Source organism: Tychonema sp. LEGE 07196 (assembly GCF_963890365.1).
GTDB lineage: Bacteria > Cyanobacteriota > Cyanobacteriia > Cyanobacteriales > Microcoleaceae > Microcoleus.
Genome location: NZ_CAWPRX010000157.1, coordinates 15,622 through 30,675 on the forward strand (window position 1 = coordinate 15,622; position 15,054 = coordinate 30,675).

A 15,054-nucleotide genomic window follows, 5' to 3' on the forward strand; every position below is an offset into this window, starting at 1 on the left:
TTACCATCACAAAAACCGCTTTTGGGCGGACGGTCGTCCGTACTACGAACCTTGCTGATTGCGATCGATCGAACATGATATCAATGCTAGGCAAGATGCCTGCTGTTTACAGACTTTTTAGGAGAAAACTATTCAACTTGATACAGAATAAAGCTTTGATGCGGAATGCTGACCTCGGCTTGCCCTGTAAGTTTTTCGGGCAAAGTCGAACCGTCCCCCATCCACTGAGGGTCAGATGAGTCTAAGACTTTTTGCCAGTTTCCTTCTGGTAGTACAAGTTTAGTTTTTTGTGTGGTATCGCTGAAATTAAAGATTGCTAAGACTTCACTGTCGTCAACGCTTCTGATGAGGGTAATGATTTTTTCACCGTCAAAACTGTTGATATCAATGCTTTGGCGATCGCGACACTTCAAGGCAGGAATTTCTTGGCGAAGTTTAATCAGAGTTCGATACAACTCTAACAACACTTTATGTTTGCCTTCGCGCCGTTTTTTCCAATTAAGCTTTGATTGCAAAAATGTTGTCTTGTCTTGTACGTCCGGCGGTTCTCCTGTGTGGTGAAATTCTTTAAACTCGGCCTTTCTTCCCTGGCGCACCGATTCGACTAAATCTGGATCGCCGTGGCTGACAAAATACAGAAATGGTGCTTCTTCAGCGTACTCTTCCCCCATAAATAATAAAGGAATGTAAGGAGAAAGCAATACCGTGGCTGCTGCTAATTTTAGTGCTTCAAACGAGACCAAATGTGCCAGCCGTTCGCCTAACATTCTGTTGCCCACTTGGTCGTGATTTTGGCAACAAACTACGAATTGATCCGGGTCGAAATTGCCCGCCGGACTGCCGTGGTAGCGCTGCCGAAATTCCGAATACTCTCCTGCATAAGCAAATCCTTCTTGCAAGACTTTCACTAAGGTTCTGAACTCGCGAAAATCTTGGTAATAACCTAGGTCTTCCTTGGTAATGAGGCTGTGCAAACAGTGGTGAAAATCATCGCACCATTGGGCATTGATATCGTAGCCGCCTTTGCTGGGAGGATTGATAATCCGAACGTCGTTGAGGTCGCTTTCAGCAATTAAGTAAAACGATCGCCCTTGCTGTTGGGACAACTCTCCGGTTTTTTCGGCTAACTCGGCTAAAAAGTGCTTGGCGGAGAAGTCGTAAATCGCGTGAATGGCATCTAACCTCAGCGCATCAATGTGACAATCCCGAAACCAGTAGAGGGCATTTTCGATAAAGAAATTGCGAACGCCATAGCTACCAGCATCATCAAAGTTGAGGGCGTTTCCCCAAGGGGTACGATATTTATCGGTAAAGTAGGGGGCAAAATTCGAGGTATAGTTGCCTTCGGGGCCTAGGTGATTGTAGACGACATCTAGGACAACGGCTAAGCCTTTTTGGTGGCAAGCATCGACTAGGGTTTTCAAGCCGTTAACGCCGCCGTAGGAGGATTGAACGGCAAAGGGATATACGCCATCGTAGCCCCAATTGCGATCGCCCGGAAACTGCGCCACGGGCATAATCTCGATCGCGTTAACTCCCAATTCTTTCAAGTCATCGAGACGGTCAATCATTGCCTCGAATGTTCCTTCTTCGGTAAACGCGCCTACGTGTACCTCGTACATAATATAGTCTGCCAGAGCAATCCCTTGCCAGTCGGCATCGTTCCAAACAAATGCGCTTTGATCGACTACTTCTGAGGGGTTGTGAACGCCTTGGGGTTGACTGTAGGATGCTGGATCTGGTAGCGTTGTCTTTCCATCTAGTTGATAGGTATAAAGCGTACCTGGAGACACCCCTTGGGCTGTGACAGTCCAATATCCTCTCCGCTTTTTTTGCATGGATATTAGTTGTGGTTCTGGTGCTGTGATTTGGACTGCTACATCTTGTAGCAAGGGTGCCCATAGCGTAAATTCACAGCGATTATTGCCCAGATACGTTGCGCCAATTCTCATATTTACTGATTGATTCCATGTAACATCATATTTGTGCTCCAATTTAACGATTCTATTTTTTTTATCAACTATTCGATCGTTTTTTGGAGGCCAGCCGCAGGCGTTATCCTCGAAGTATGTTTCAACATCGGGCTTGTCTATCCCAATTTGCTTCGATTTTTCAGACATTCCCTGCTGGCTTGACAGAAGTATAACAGTAAGCTGGCTGTTTGCCAAGCGATAGTCGATATTATCCCCTCTCTCAAGAGAGCTTTATCGCTTCCACAAACCCTAGATTAGAGCGAGTTTCAGCAAATTTGAGATGAGATATTAGCTTTTGTCCAGCCATAATTTTATTTTTTAGTTGGACATATCATAGGTTGAGCGACAGGAGCATCTGCCAAATGTATGATATTTGACAGACAAAATGGCGATCGTCCTTTATAATTATCGACGGTCAGGGAGCATCAACCCAGCTTTTATATCGTTTCAGGTAGCATCGAAATTACATATTTAAATCATTGATAGTGTCGTCGCCGCTGGCGAAGTCGATCGCCAGCGCGACGGCACTATATAATTCCGATGCTACGGGATTTGATATTATAGGGCATCCCCGAGTCTGCGATCGATCGCAGACTCGGTTTCGGGCGATCGCGAGTATTGTACAGCTAGCGATCGAGACGCTGGCACTCTTAATGCTTTCGGGAGATATTTCCCAATTTATGCAGATATTTTGGGCCGGGGCGAACTCGCCAAAGCACTCAAAGAAATGCTGCTAAGTCGGAGATGCAGCCTTGCATTCAAACTTAGTTTGGCGAATCAAATTAATTATAAAATAGTGTGACAAATTGGGTGTTAAATGAGCTTGAGAATCTGCGGCAACCGCCAAATCAAAACTCTGCCGGGACTGGCCACTCGTCCTACGCCTTCGCGAGTCAGAGAAGCTTTGTTTAATATTTGGCAGGGGACGATCGCAGGTTGCAGGTGGCTTGACATTTGTACCGGCAGCGGCTCAATGGGCGCAGAAGCTTTGTGTCGGGGGGCGGCTAGTGTTACTGGCATCGAACAGTCGGCGAAAGCTTGTGCGATTATTCATGAAAACTGGGAGAAAGTAGCAGGTTCTTCCCAAACATTCCAAATCCTGCGGGGAAACGCGATGGTAAAATTGGGGGCGCTGGGAGGACAGCAGTTCGATCGCGTTTACTTCGATCCGCCCTACGCCAGCGACTTGTACGAACCTCTGTTAAACAAGCTCGCCAGCCAAGAAATGCTAGCACCTGATGGCGAAATTGCGATCGAACACAGCCCCGAGCGATCGACACAACCGATTCCCGGCCTAGAAATTTGCCGACAAAAAATATACGGCAATACAGCATTAACTTTCTATGCCCGCAGTGGCTGACTAGCTCAAACGGCATCAGCATCATAATATCAAATCCCGCCCAGATCCGAACGATCGCTCAGTGCGATCGTCCCGAATAGCGGTCTCAACCATCCTGCAAGCGCCTGCAGATCGTAAAATTTAGCCCTTGAGTCCGATACAAATTTTTCCCGAAAAGTTAAACTTTGTGCGTAGGTTGACAGGGTACGTTACCTGATAAATCCCCGAAATAAATCGAGTTTACGCTGAAAATAAAGACTTTCAGTTGTAACATGAACTGCAAAGTGTGAGTGTGAATATTCCTAAAGGAGTGAATATGGTTCAGACACCTTCGCGCCATCGCGGCAGCGAGTTTCCGGCTGTTAATTCAGCAAGCCCAGTCAAACGCGATACGATTCTGCTGGGAGATAGCGCCCCGCTGCCAAATACAAAACTCTTCGGCACAGACGGCATTCGAGGGAAAGTGGGAGAATTGCTGACTGCATCCCTAGCGCTGCAAGTTGGCTTCTGGGCGGGGCAAGTTCTCCGCCAAAATGCCCCCAATCAGGGCCCTGTGATTTTGGGGCAAGACAGCAGGAATTCTAGCGATATGCTGGCAATGGCGCTGTCTGCGGGTTTGACAGCGGCCGGTTTGGAAGTGTGGAATTTGGGCTTGTGTCCGACTCCCTGCGTTGCTTATCTGGCAAGCATTTCGGAGTCTGTCGGCGGTGTGATGATTTCGGCTTCTCACAATCCCCCTGAAGATAACGGGATTAAGTTTTTTGGCTCAAACGGCTCTAAGCTGTCGCAACAGTTGCAGGAACAAATCGAAGCGGGAATCCGGGGGGCTAAGGTTCCGGTTGCTAGTTTTGCTTTGGGACACCACTACCACCGCCAGGAGTTGGTGAAAGATTATGCTGCTTCTCTCTCTGATTCGCTGCAAGAGATGAATTTGTCGGGAATGCGGGTGGTTTTGGATTTGGCTTGGGGGGCGGCGGCTGGTTTGGCACCGGCGGTATTTGAGAAAATGGGGGCGGATGTTATCTGTTTGCACGACTCTCCTGATGGATCTCGCATTAATGTTAACTGCGGTTCTACTCATCTCGAAAGTTTGCAAGCGGCGGTTTTGGAACACAATGCCGATGTGGGATTTGCTTTTGATGGCGATGCCGATCGAGTTTTGGGTGTTGACAACAAAGGTCGATCGATTGACGGCGATTACATTCTTTATCTGTGGGGCCGGCAGTTGCGCGCCTCCGAACAGTTACCGTCCAATTTAATTATTTCTACTGTAATGGCTAACCTCGGCTTCGAGCGAGCTTGGGAAAAATTAGGAGGAAAACTAACTAGAACGAACGTGGGAGATCAGCACGTTCACGCTGAAATGCAGCGCACCGGTGCGATGTTGGGCGGCGAACAGTCGGGACACATTCTTTGTCCGCATTTCGGTATTAGTGGCGATGGTTTGCTGACAGCTTTGCACATAGCTTCGCTGGTGCGCCAATCCGGGGAATCTTTAGCGCAATTGGTCAGCGGCAGTTTCCAAACTTATCCGCAGTTGCTGGTAAATGTGCGGGTGGACGATCGGGAAAAACGCCTAAAATGGCACGAGTGCGAAATTTTGCAAGGGGCGATCGTCCGTGCTAAAACTGCAATGGGAGAACAGGGACGAATTTTGGTTCGCGCTTCTGGCACTGAACCGCTGATCCGAGTTATGGTAGAAGCTGCCAGCGCCGAATTGGCTAATTTCTGGACTGATAATTTGGTGTTGGCAGTTCAGAAATACCAGGCTCTTTGATCTGAAGGAAGAAGGAAGAAGGAAGAAGGAAGAAGTCCGAGGGAAGAAGTCCGAGGGAAGAAGGAAGAAGGAAGAAGGAAGAGGGAAAATTATAGAGATTCAGTCTCTTGGTTTAAAACTAATTTCCGATCCTGCTTTGATATTCCTTCTTCCTTCTTCCTTATTCTTCAAATCTCAAATCTCAAATTCAATACTTTGGTGGCAAGTGCCATGATGATTTCTGTTGTGATACCTACCTACAATCGCGAGCAACCCCTGCGAGAGACACTGGCTGATGCGATTCGGCAAAATTACGATAATTTTGAAGTGCTGGTAATCGATCAAACTCGCACCCATGAATTGGAAACTCAAGTTTATTTGAACGAATTGGCAAATGCGGGAAAAATTAGGTGGTTTCGGGTAGATTGGGCGAGTTTACCAGGTGCTCGAAATTATGCAGTGCGGCGCGCTGTTGGAGAAGTTATTTTATTTATTGATGATGATGTACAATTGCCAGATGGTTTTTTGGCGGCTCACGCTGGCAATTATTTAGAAAAACCTGATGTGGGATGTGTGGCGGGCAGGGTTTTTGACAGAATGAAACTGGATAATTCTATCAGCGGTTTGGCGATCGAATATTTGCCTCCAGAAGCGATGGATGCAGGCGTTGGTTGGTATTTTATCGATTTGGTGCATACGGTACAACCGCAGCAGGTGATCTCGGCTAGAGGCTGCAATATGTCGTTTCGCAGGCGGATTTTTGCTGAGTGGGGTTTGACTTTTGATGAGCGGTTTGCGGGGAGTGCTGTGCGAGAGGAGTCGGATTTTTGTTTGAGATTGCGATCGACTAACATGAAAATTTGGTACGATCCCGATGCCTGTTTAGTTCACTTAGGGGAGGAGAGCGGCGGATGTCATGATGTCAGTACGCGATCGATCGAATATCAAATCACATTTTATCACAACCACTTCCTCATGGGATTGAAAAATTTAACAGCCTTTCAATGCCTGCAATTTTTCGCCAAACTCTTTGACTGCCAAGTTTTGGGAAATCCGCCTTGCCATAAAAGCCGATCGCCTATTAAAATATTCCTGAGACTTACTTTTTATCTCCTCGGCTTGATTAGCGCCATCAAGACATTAATTCAGTCCCTCTGGAACGACGGACAAATTTACACGCATCAAGACAAAAAAGCTTAATTATCTCATTGCGAATGCAGCGCAGTGAAGCAATCGCAGAGGCTGCAGGTAGCACGATCCTTCTCAATCAATAACCAACATAAATTTTAAACACCTATTCTTCCCTCTTCCTGATGACGTTGTACGCAAAGCAGTTGTCAGTTGTCAGTTGTCAGTTGCCAGTTGTTACTAATAACAAATAACAAATGACTAATGACTAATGACTAATGACTTCTTCCTTCTTCCTTCTTCCTTCTTCCCTCTGACTTCTTCCCTCTGACTTCTTCCCTCTTCCCTCGGACTTCTTCCTTCTTCCTTCTTCCTTCTTCCCTCGGACTTCTTCCTTCTTCCTTCTTCCAAAAAATGAGAATTCTGGTCGCCAGTCACACATATATAGTTGACATTAATCGCGAAAAGTTTAAAATATTAGCCAACCTAGAACCCGATATTGAAGTAACAGTTATAGTACCGCGACGCTGGAAACCTGGAGGCGTACAAAATAAAATCATCACAACCGGATTCTGTCAACAAGGTTCATTTAAAGTAGTTCCCGTCTCAAATTACAGCCAAAACAATCAAGGATTACTAACATTTGGCCCCGATTTAATTAAAATATTACAAGAATTTAGACCGCAGATTATCCAAGTCGAACAAGGTTCAAAGTCCCTAGCCTGCGCTCAGCTAATCTTCCTGAATAAATTGCTAAAATTGCAAGCAAAAAATATATTATTTACCTGGTGGAATCTGCCTTATAAATTGAAGTGGCCCGTTTCAGCCTTAGAAAATTACAATCTCAATCACACCGACGGAATTATTGCAGGGAACCTAGACGGAGCGAAAATTTTGCGCGATCGGGGCTATCAAGGTGCGGTGAAAGTAATGCCGCAACTCGGAGTAGATGAAACTTTATTTCTACCGACTGCTAAAAACGCTGATTTATCCAAAGAATTAGGCATTGAACCGACAGATTTTGTGGTAGGATTTGTCGGTAGATTTGTTGAAGAAAAAGGATTGTTGACTTTGGCTGAAGCCTTGGCAGGGTTGAAAAAAGACTCTTGGAAGTGGCTGTTAGTAGGACAAGGAAAATTGCAGGCGCATATCGCAGAAAAATCTAGAGAATGGGGAATCAGCGATCGCATAATCTGGGTAGAAAGCGTTTCTCACGAAAGAATCCCCCCCTATATTAACTTAATGAACTGTTTGGTATTGCCATCGCAAACGAGCTATAAATTCAAAACTTTAACTACTGTGGGTTGGAAAGAACAATTCGGCCATGTTTTAATTGAAGCGATGGCTTGTAAAATTCCCGTTATCGGTTCCGATTGCGGGGAAATTCCCCATGTCATCGGATCTGCGGGGTTAGTCTTCCCGGAGGGAAATGCGGGGATTTTGCGAGATTGTTTGCAGCAATTGATGGAGCGGCGGGAGTTTGCTGCTGATTTGGGCGATCGGGGTTATCATAGAGCGATGAGCCATTATACAAATAAAGCCTTAGCTGAACAGTTATTAGATTTTTACAAAGAATTTTGATGGCGATCGTAACTTTTAAGCAAATCCACCTAATTAAACGTAAAATACAGATCGAGTCGCGCTGAAGCTAGATGTATATGTATTATTCCTGCTATAGCAATGATAACTCAAGCCTTCTTCCTTTTTCCTTCTTCCTTTTTCCTTCTTCCTTTTTCCTTCTTCCTTTTTCCTTCTTCCTTCTTCCTTCTTCCTTCTAATTAGCAGTATAATATGATTGTCAAATAAAAACTGTGGTAAATGTCTATTCCTTCCGACATACGACCTTTGGTTAACGAACTCTACCAGGTACTGAACGATACCGAGCGCCAAGCAACCCAGGGACTTTTTGCACTTAGAACAGCAATGTCTCTGTTTCCTGAAAATGAAATACTGATGCAATACTTTTCTTCGATCAGTAATTTTCAATTCTGCGTAGCAGGTACTCGCTTACAAGCAGAGAACATTGTGAGCAATATATTGCTGGCTGGTGTTCCCGACGAAGATGTTCAAAAAGCCGGAGATTATTTAGCAGCCTTGCTACATATGGCTCCAGAAGTTAAAATTATGATCGAACAAGTAATTGAAAAACTAGAGGCATTGCCATGAAAAAATTACCCGATGAAAGCCTACTCCTAGAAATTCTTGAAATTGTCAAAGCCACTGAAGCCAAAGCCAGTGAAATGTATGAATTTTCTAAGCAAATATCTCACAATACCCAAATAAAAGCAACAAAGAGAGAGGAAGCTCAACAGCTACATGGCCAGCCTTTTCCAGATAATTAAATTTGTCATTGGAGAGGTTGGTATGTTGATTTAAAAAACGATCCTCCATGCGAATCCTTCAAATTATTCCCTCAATTTCCCTCGTCTACGGCGGCCCGAGTCAAATGGTATTGGAACTTTCTGCCGCCCTAGCTTCCCAAGGCGTTGATGTCACAATTATCACCACAGATTCTAATGGAGATATCGGTCAATCTCCCTTAGATGTGCCCTTAAATCAACCAATGAAGCAAAACGGTTATCAGATTATTTATTTCCGCTGTTATCCGTTTAGTAGATATAAGTTTTCACTCTCGTTATTGCAGTGGTTTAATCAAAATTTAAGGCAATTTGACCTCGCCCACATTCACGCTTTGTTCTCGCCAGTAACTACTTTTGCTGCTAGAATTGCTAGAAATCGCCAGTTACCGTATATTATTCGTCCCTGCGGTATGCTCGATCCAGCAGATTTGGAGAAAAAAAAGTGCTTAAAACAGATTTATGCTGCACTTTTAGAACGTCCTAATTTAGCAAGTGCTGCTGCGATTCATTTCACTAGCAAGCGAGAAGCTACAATCTCAGAAAGATTTGGTTTGACCGGGCCAAGTGAGATAGCTATGTCACAAGATTTTATGTTACCAAATAAGACAAATAATATCGCTATTTCACAAAATTGTTTTCCACAAGATTTGGTGATTCCCTTGGGGGTGAAAGCAGCTTTTTATTCTAATTTATTGCGAAGTATTCAAGTACCAATCGTATTATTCATGTCGCGAATCGAACCCAAAAAAGGATTAGATTTGCTGATTCCTGCTCTAGAAAGTATTTTAGCGGACGGCATAAAGTTTAATTTTATTTTAGCAGGTTCCAATCCCCAAGATGCTAATTACGAAACAAAAATTAAACAACAAATACAAAATTCAAGTTTAGGAAAATTTACCACAATCACGGGTTTTGTTAGCGGTGATGCCAAAGTTGCACTGTTGAGAAAGGCTGACTTATTTGTGTTACCTTCTTATTACGAAAACTTTGGCATTGCTGTTGCAGAAGCGATGGCTGCTGGTGTACCTGTGGCTATTTCCGATCGCGTACAGATTTCCGAAGACATTGAGCAAGCAGAGGCGGGCTGGGTTGCTCCTTTGGATGTAGGGGCGATCGCCAATTCAATTAAATCAGCACTTCTGAACCCACAGGAGCGCCAGCGCAGGGGATTAAATGGCAGGGAGTATGCCGAAAAGTATTATAACTGGGAACATCTCGCCCGACAAACCATCGATGCTTACCAGCACATTTTGTCATCTATAGAATAAGGAAGTTCGGCAACGAGCAATGTACGGGATGTAACGGATGTAACGGATGTAACGGATGTAACGGATGTAAGTCCGTTGGAAGAAGGAAGTTCGGCAACGAGCAATGTACGGGATGTAACGGATGTAACGGATGTAAGTCCGTTGGAAGAAGGAAGTTCGGCAACGAGCAATGTACGGGATGTAACGGATGTAACGGATGTAAGTCCGTTGGAAGAAGGAAGAAGGAAGAAGGAAGAAGCAATAAAATCAATCGTTTTAGCCATTAACAGCGTCCTAAGCGTCTTGGCGGTTGCTATATTAACTAATGCAACAGATGTTTACCTTTTACTTCTTCTCCTGCTGCGAGTTCTGGTGCTGCTGCTATCAGAATCTATTGGCGAGATTTTGGGCTTGCTGCTATTGCTGTCAATCTGAGTCGAGTTAGAGTTGGAAGGAGCGATCGCAGATTTTCTTCTAATTATAATCGGAACATTAACAGATCCACCGCAGCGCCGGCCCAAGGAGTCGATATTCCTTCGATAATCGCAGATTACAGCCGGTGCAGTCGGTACTTGACACTCATTAATCATGCTTTTTGCTAATTGGTAATTCTTGCCGTCTCCCTGCTTAGAAAAAAGTTCGCCCGCTCGATCGAAATCTGCTACGGCTTGCGATTTTGTTCCCAGCATACAGCGAATAGCGCCTCGTTCCAAATAAGCCAAACCATAATCAGGATTGACGCGAATAGCTTGTTCGTAATTCCCGATCGCCTGTTGGTTATTTCCCAATTCATAATATGCTTGACCTCGACCAAAATAAGCTTCTGCCAGGTTAGGATTGAATTGCAGCGCTCGATCGTAATTGTAAATTGCCTGCTGCTTGTTTCCCTGTTGTGAACTCGCAATTCCCAATCCGAGATAAGCTTGGGGTATGTTGGCATTCAGCCCTAAAGCTTGAGTAAAATTGGCGATCGCCCCAGGAACATCTCCCTTTTGAATTTTTAAAGAACCTTGGTTGCTGAAGTTGGTGGCTTTTTGAGCAATCGCCAGTCTTTGACTGATAACAGCGAGATTTTTTCGGTAATTAGATAACTTATTTTGAGCTAAATTATAGATAGGTGTACGCGATTCTATCCCTTCTAAAAGCCCGATCGCCTGTTGCCATTTACCCTGCGACTGATGCCAAACTTCGATTGGATGAGGCGGTTTTTGCACGAGCACGGCAGCTTCCAGCGCCAACTTTTGAGCTTTTTCTAGACTTTCTGCAGCCTGTAAATTTTGCTCGACAGCAACCAAATTCGGGCCTAACGTCAGCAAATCAATTCTCGCCTGTGGATATCCCAAGCCGGGGAAGTTAGGAATTTTTTCTAAATTCGCGATCGTTTCTTTAAGTCGTTTATCGAAACTTCTGAGTAGGTTGATATCGGTTGCTTGCGCTGCATTCTGCGTTTCAACGGTTAGTATTTTTGATTGCTTCAGCGTTTCATTTCCCGATCGCATAAAGGCGAGCGCTACTGCACCAGTCCCCAGCACCAAAACGCCTAAACTTGCCGCTAAAGCTAGCGGTAGTTTGCGGTTTCGGGAATTAACTTGATGGTTAATTTGCGATCGCGGCGGGCTTTCCGTCTCCCCGGAAGCTGCCGCTTCTGACTCCACTTCCAACTCCCAAGCCGGCAACTGTAAATCATCGGCTGCCATTTCCGCTGCCAACTCGTTAGTAATTGGAGCAGTATTATTGCTATTTTTGCTACAATACTTGTCAACAAAACTCTGCAATCCTGCCTGATATCCTTGTCCTACCGCCTGAAATCTCCAATCTCCATTCTTTCTGTACAAGCGCCCGAATTCTACAGCAGTCTCTGGCAAAAAATTCTCTTTTAATTTGTACCGAGCAAGTTCGGTTCCCGTATCCACATTGCAAATTTTGATAAAAGCATTTGTGATATTACTAAAATCTGCGTTAATTTTATCTGCTTCGTGAATGGTAACAGCAAAAGTTATTTCCTCAATTTCAGGATTAACTTTTTCTAATATCAAGCCGTAAATAGTCTTGTTTTTTTGACCTGGGTTGTTTTTTGCAGGAATCGATTGCAGTAGCGAACCGTCACAGGATTGCAGATTATTGTAAAATATAAAATATTTATCGTTAGGTACTTTGCCGTCAGAACCTAGCATAAAAGCAGAAACATCTATCTCGTAATTTTGTCCAGTCTCAGTTAATTGCCAACCGAGGGCGATCGCCATTTTTTTTAAATCCGGCGCTGCTTGAGATATGTTAAATCTTTCACCCTTACTTAATTGGATTGCCATTTGCTTATTTGTAAAACAAAAAATTTTATATGGCTCATCTTAATAGAAAGTGACATCATAACTCTTGATTTGTAATATAATTTAATGATTAGCCTTCGATCGCAGGCTAGATTCAAAATGTATCAGTTTGCGATCGCACTCATATTGTTTGACGCGCTACTTATAGAAGTAAGATGCCCGCAGAGCGAATTTAGCTGCAATACTTGTCAACAAAACTCTGCAATCCTGCCTGATATCCTGCCCCTACCGCCTGAAATCTCCAATCTCCATTCTTTCTATACAAACGTCCAAATTCTACGGCAGTCTCGCGCGAAAAATTCTCTTTTAATTCATATCTAACAAGTTCGATTCCTGTATCTAAATTTACAATTTTGATAAAAGCATTTTTGATATTACTAAAGTTGCCCTTAATTCGATCGGCTTCGTGAATGGTGACTGCAAAAGTCATTTCTTCAATTTCAGGATTAACTCTTTTTAAGATAACGCCGTAAATAGTTTTATTCTCTTTATTTGGGTTGTTTTGGTCGGGAATAAATTGCAGTACCGAACTGTCACAGGATACCAGATTATTGTAAAATATAAAATATTTCTCGTTGGGTACTTTGCCGTCAGAACCTAGCATAAACCCTGACACATCTATCTCGTAGTTTTGTCCTGCCTCAGTTAATTGCCAACCGAGGGCGATCGCCATTTTTTTCAAATCCGGCGCTTCTTGAGAGATATTAAATCTTTCACCCTTACTTAATTGCATTGCCATCTGCTTATTGGTAAATGATAAAACTTTATATTGTTCATTTTATCTTAAAATGACATCACGATTTATGACTTTTATTAAAATTTAATATTTGGCGCTTGATAGCGGGATCGATTAAAAATACGTGCTTGCTGTCTAGGAATTTATTGAAACTTACTTAGATATAATTACGCAAGTAAAAACCGGGCTTTGTGAAAAACCCGGTTTTGAGAATTGAACTTAATTTAATCCTAATTTTGAGCATTTTCAGAACTAGGTGGCAGGGTGACAAAATTACCGAAAGCTGCAACGGTTGGATAGGTTTTTTTGCCCACTTGAGTTTTGTAAATGCTGACAACGCCTAAGTTCTGACGTTCCGTTGTATTGTCGAGCAAGTGTTCGATCGAACTCCGTTGCGAAGTTAGCAAATTTTTGCAACTGCCGATCAACGCCTCTGCAACGGAGCTCAACGCTTGAGGCACGCGAGAATCCTTACACACAGTGTTTTCCAACTCGGTTTGGAGTACGCCGGAGGCATAAGTTAAATATTTGTCTCTAGGAGGATTTGTAAATGCCATACCGGCGGCTAACACGGTTAGGGCGATCGCCACTTTTCCGACATTACCGAAAAAATTAGAAGTTGGTTTGTGAGTATTCATTGGTTTATCAATAATCATTTTTTTCTGAGCTCCATTGAGTTATAAGCTTCTCTAAATTTAAACTACACGTTCTCAGAAACAAATTTCAGAAAAAATAGGACAGTTTGTAGATTGGAGATTAGTTGCGAGTGCCTCCCGATCGCGATCGGGAGGCTCCCACTCAAATATAATTTGGATCTAGCCCGATGGGATATCCGCAGTTTAACTTCCTTCTACTCTACTTTCTCGCCCAAATCCGGTAAATTTTCAATTAGGCTCTTGTAGGCTCTTGTAGCGTACCCATTGTGTACCAATCGGTAAATCGGTACACAATGCGCCGTGGAACACCCCGTCAACCGGTGCTTGCTAAGCACACCCTACGCAAACAGTGGTTGAGGGCGCGAATAATCGCGGCAAGGTGCGCCCGCACGCCCTAGATTTAGTTTCGCTTTGATTTTTGTCGATCGATCTCCCGCTGCAATTCTTCAATCTGACGGCGCAAAGCCTCCGTCTCGCTGTTAGGCGCTTGGGACTTCACATCAACCGCACCCTCAGCCACAGCCCGCTTGTAGTTTCCCAGCTTGATTTGGCGGTATTCCTCAGAAGCGGCCCAGTCTCGCAAATACCGCAGGCGTTCCACCGGGAAAGGGTGACTCAGCATCACGCCTTGACCGCCGTTGTACAGTAAAAATTTATACACTTGGTTGAGATTGTCGCGATCGAGCTCTTGATAATTGTCAGACTGGCGGATAAATTCTTGCAAACTGCATTGGTCAGCATATTTACTGCTAACTCCCGCAAGTTTCATCATCGTCTTCATCACACTATTCAAATCATCAGTTACTAACAAAGCCGCCCGATCCGCCGACAATTCCGCCTTGCGCCGCCACTCATAAAAAGCGTAAATTAAACCGCTGCCGACCATATTTCCCAGCCCGAAAGTCATCTCACCAATAGTCGATGCGACGCTCATCGCCCACATCGCCATTTGATTTAAAATTGGATGGCCGCATTTAATGTGTCCCAACTCGTGAGCCAGCACTGCCTTGATTTGGGCCTCGTCCAACAAGTCTAAAAGACCAGTATTTAACACTATGTAAGGCTGGTTTTTTCCTAGGGCGTAGCTGTTAACGGCGGGATTTTGAGAAACAAACAAACCCGGTTCTGGAAAAACATCTAAATCCTGCACGCACTCCCGAAATATGTGATAAATGCTGGCATACTGGCGCGGCCCGACTTGAATGCTATTTCCCATTAAGTAAACGAATTGCGGTCGTTCGTAGATAAATTCTACAAATTTGCTGGCAATTAAGTCAAATCCAGGTACGCTGCGTAACGCTTCTTCGGCTTGGCGATCGAGGGGATGCTGAAATGCTTCGCTAGAAATTCCAGTATAAGTAGGCATGGTTGTTGCAAAAATTACATTTAAGAGCTCGGGATTGCCGGTCGCGGAGGTGGTAGCTGACGACCGACTTATCAATATTATCGCGACAAATATTGAACTGTTCATCAGTCCTGGACGCACTGCGACAAAGAAACCGGGTTTTTTACCGAATTTACGGTGTGTAACG

The 15,054-nt window shown here is 44.2% G+C and carries 15 protein-coding genes; 9 read left to right on the forward strand and 6 right to left on the reverse strand.

Features of this window, described 5'->3' with window-relative positions; all coding sequences use genetic code 11:
* Positions 1-128: 128 nt before the first annotated feature.
* Positions 129-1,952, reverse strand: coding sequence for a malto-oligosyltrehalose trehalohydrolase (gene treZ, locus AACV78_RS18210; RefSeq protein WP_194008873.1), 1,824 nt, complete (start codon positions 1,950-1,952; stop codon positions 129-131).
* Positions 1,953-2,452: 500 nt separating this feature from the next.
* On the opposite strand from treZ, the gene AACV78_RS18215 reads away from it, so the two are divergent.
* The 4 genes from AACV78_RS18215 (at position 2,453) to hpsN (ending at position 6,268) form a co-directional block, all read left to right on the forward strand.
* The gene (locus AACV78_RS18215; RefSeq protein ID WP_194008855.1) at positions 2,453-2,710 is read left to right on the forward strand and encodes a hypothetical protein; all 258 of its coding nucleotides are present in this window, start codon (positions 2,453-2,455) and stop codon (positions 2,708-2,710) included.
* Positions 2,711-2,790: 80 nt separating this feature from the next.
* Entirely contained in the window at positions 2,791-3,333 is a 543-nt protein-coding gene (gene rsmD, locus AACV78_RS18220) for a 16S rRNA (guanine(966)-N(2))-methyltransferase RsmD (RefSeq protein ID WP_194008854.1), read from the forward strand.
* A 295-nt stretch (positions 3,334-3,628) separates the two neighbouring features.
* Positions 3,629-5,089 carry a phosphoglucosamine mutase gene (glmM, locus tag AACV78_RS18225; RefSeq protein ID WP_194008872.1) on the forward strand — a complete coding sequence of 487 codons (1,461 nt, stop codon included), beginning with the start codon at positions 3,629-3,631 and terminating at the stop codon, positions 5,087-5,089.
* A gap of 210 nt (positions 5,090-5,299) precedes the next feature.
* Positions 5,300-6,268, forward strand: a complete 969-nt coding sequence (gene hpsN / locus AACV78_RS18230) for a hormogonium polysaccharide biosynthesis glycosyltransferase HpsN (protein ID WP_194008853.1) — start codon at positions 5,300-5,302, stop codon at positions 6,266-6,268.
* A gap of 189 nt (positions 6,269-6,457) precedes the next feature.
* Here the strand turns inward: hpsN and AACV78_RS18235 are convergent, their stop codons facing one another.
* Positions 6,458-6,634 carry a hypothetical protein gene (locus tag AACV78_RS18235; protein WP_194008852.1) on the reverse strand — a complete coding sequence of 59 codons (177 nt, stop codon included), beginning with the start codon at positions 6,632-6,634 and terminating at the stop codon, positions 6,458-6,460.
* Here AACV78_RS18235 and hpsO point away from each other — a divergent pair.
* From hpsO to AACV78_RS18260, 5 genes are all read left to right on the forward strand, one after another.
* Positions 6,611-7,777: a hormogonium polysaccharide biosynthesis glycosyltransferase HpsO gene (hpsO, locus tag AACV78_RS18240; RefSeq protein ID WP_194008851.1), complete on the forward strand. Its 1,167-nt coding sequence runs from the start codon at positions 6,611-6,613 to the stop codon at positions 7,775-7,777. The genes AACV78_RS18235 and hpsO overlap by 24 nt on opposite strands.
* A 237-nt stretch (positions 7,778-8,014) precedes the next feature.
* Positions 8,015-8,362, forward strand: a complete 348-nt coding sequence (locus tag AACV78_RS18245; RefSeq protein ID WP_194008850.1) for a hypothetical protein — start codon at positions 8,015-8,017, stop codon at positions 8,360-8,362.
* On the forward strand, positions 8,359-8,538 hold the full coding sequence (locus tag AACV78_RS18250; RefSeq protein ID WP_194008849.1) for a hypothetical protein: 180 nt from the start codon (positions 8,359-8,361) through the stop codon (positions 8,536-8,538). Before AACV78_RS18245 ends, AACV78_RS18250 begins: the two co-directional genes overlap by 4 nt.
* A 47-nt stretch (positions 8,539-8,585) precedes the next feature.
* Positions 8,586-9,824 (forward strand): hormogonium polysaccharide biosynthesis glycosyltransferase HpsP, encoded by a 1,239-nt coding sequence (gene hpsP / locus AACV78_RS18255; protein WP_194008848.1) that lies wholly within the window; start codon positions 8,586-8,588, stop codon positions 9,822-9,824.
* 75 nt (positions 9,825-9,899) lie between these two features.
* Positions 9,900-10,238, forward strand: a complete 339-nt coding sequence (locus AACV78_RS18260) for a hypothetical protein (RefSeq protein ID WP_194008847.1) — start codon at positions 9,900-9,902, stop codon at positions 10,236-10,238.
* On the opposite strand, the gene AACV78_RS18265 is transcribed toward AACV78_RS18260, so the two are convergent.
* From AACV78_RS18265 to AACV78_RS18280, 4 genes are all read right to left on the reverse strand, one after another.
* The gene (locus AACV78_RS18265) at positions 10,142-12,112 is read right to left on the reverse strand and encodes a TerD family protein (protein ID WP_194008846.1); all 1,971 of its coding nucleotides are present in this window, start codon (positions 12,110-12,112) and stop codon (positions 10,142-10,144) included. The two genes, AACV78_RS18260 and AACV78_RS18265, sit on opposite strands and share 97 nt — an antisense overlap.
* A 190-nt stretch (positions 12,113-12,302) precedes the next feature.
* Positions 12,303-12,863 carry a TerD family protein gene (locus AACV78_RS18270; RefSeq protein WP_339383710.1) on the reverse strand — a complete coding sequence of 187 codons (561 nt, stop codon included), beginning with the start codon at positions 12,861-12,863 and terminating at the stop codon, positions 12,303-12,305.
* 233 nt (positions 12,864-13,096) lie between these two features.
* Complete coding sequence (locus AACV78_RS18275; protein WP_194008844.1) at positions 13,097-13,522, reverse strand: DUF4359 domain-containing protein; 426 nt, start codon at positions 13,520-13,522, stop codon at positions 13,097-13,099.
* A gap of 400 nt (positions 13,523-13,922) precedes the next feature.
* On the reverse strand, positions 13,923-14,888 hold the full coding sequence (locus AACV78_RS18280; protein WP_194008843.1) for a M48 family metallopeptidase: 966 nt from the start codon (positions 14,886-14,888) through the stop codon (positions 13,923-13,925).
* Positions 14,889-15,054: the final 166 nt, after the last annotated feature.

Bases quoted from the DNA above. Each gene is read 5' to 3' on its own strand.
- AACV78_RS18280 (WP_194008843.1), bottom strand. From the start codon at position 14,888: ATGCCTACTTATACTGGAATTTCTAGCGAAGCATTTCAGCATCCCCTC.
- AACV78_RS18275 (WP_194008844.1), bottom strand. From the start codon at position 13,522: ATGATTATTGATAAACCAATGAATACTCACAAACCAACTTCTAATTTT.
- treZ (WP_194008873.1), bottom strand. From the start codon at position 1,952: ATGAGAATTGGCGCAACGTATCTGGGCAATAATCGCTGTGAATTTACG.
- glmM (WP_194008872.1), top strand. From the start codon at position 3,629: ATGGTTCAGACACCTTCGCGCCATCGCGGCAGCGAGTTTCCGGCTGTT.
- AACV78_RS18265 (WP_194008846.1), bottom strand. From the start codon at position 12,112: ATGGCAATCCAATTAAGTAAGGGTGAAAGATTTAACATATCTCAAGCA.
- AACV78_RS18250 (WP_194008849.1), top strand. From the start codon at position 8,359: ATGAAAAAATTACCCGATGAAAGCCTACTCCTAGAAATTCTTGAAATT.
- hpsP (WP_194008848.1), top strand. From the start codon at position 8,586: ATGCGAATCCTTCAAATTATTCCCTCAATTTCCCTCGTCTACGGCGGC.
- hpsN (WP_194008853.1), top strand. From the start codon at position 5,300: ATGATGATTTCTGTTGTGATACCTACCTACAATCGCGAGCAACCCCTG.
- hpsO (WP_194008851.1), top strand. From the start codon at position 6,611: ATGAGAATTCTGGTCGCCAGTCACACATATATAGTTGACATTAATCGC.
- rsmD (WP_194008854.1), top strand. From the start codon at position 2,791: ATGAGCTTGAGAATCTGCGGCAACCGCCAAATCAAAACTCTGCCGGGA.
- AACV78_RS18245 (WP_194008850.1), top strand. From the start codon at position 8,015: ATGTCTATTCCTTCCGACATACGACCTTTGGTTAACGAACTCTACCAG.
- AACV78_RS18270 (WP_339383710.1), bottom strand. From the start codon at position 12,863: ATGCAATTAAGTAAGGGTGAAAGATTTAATATCTCTCAAGAAGCGCCG.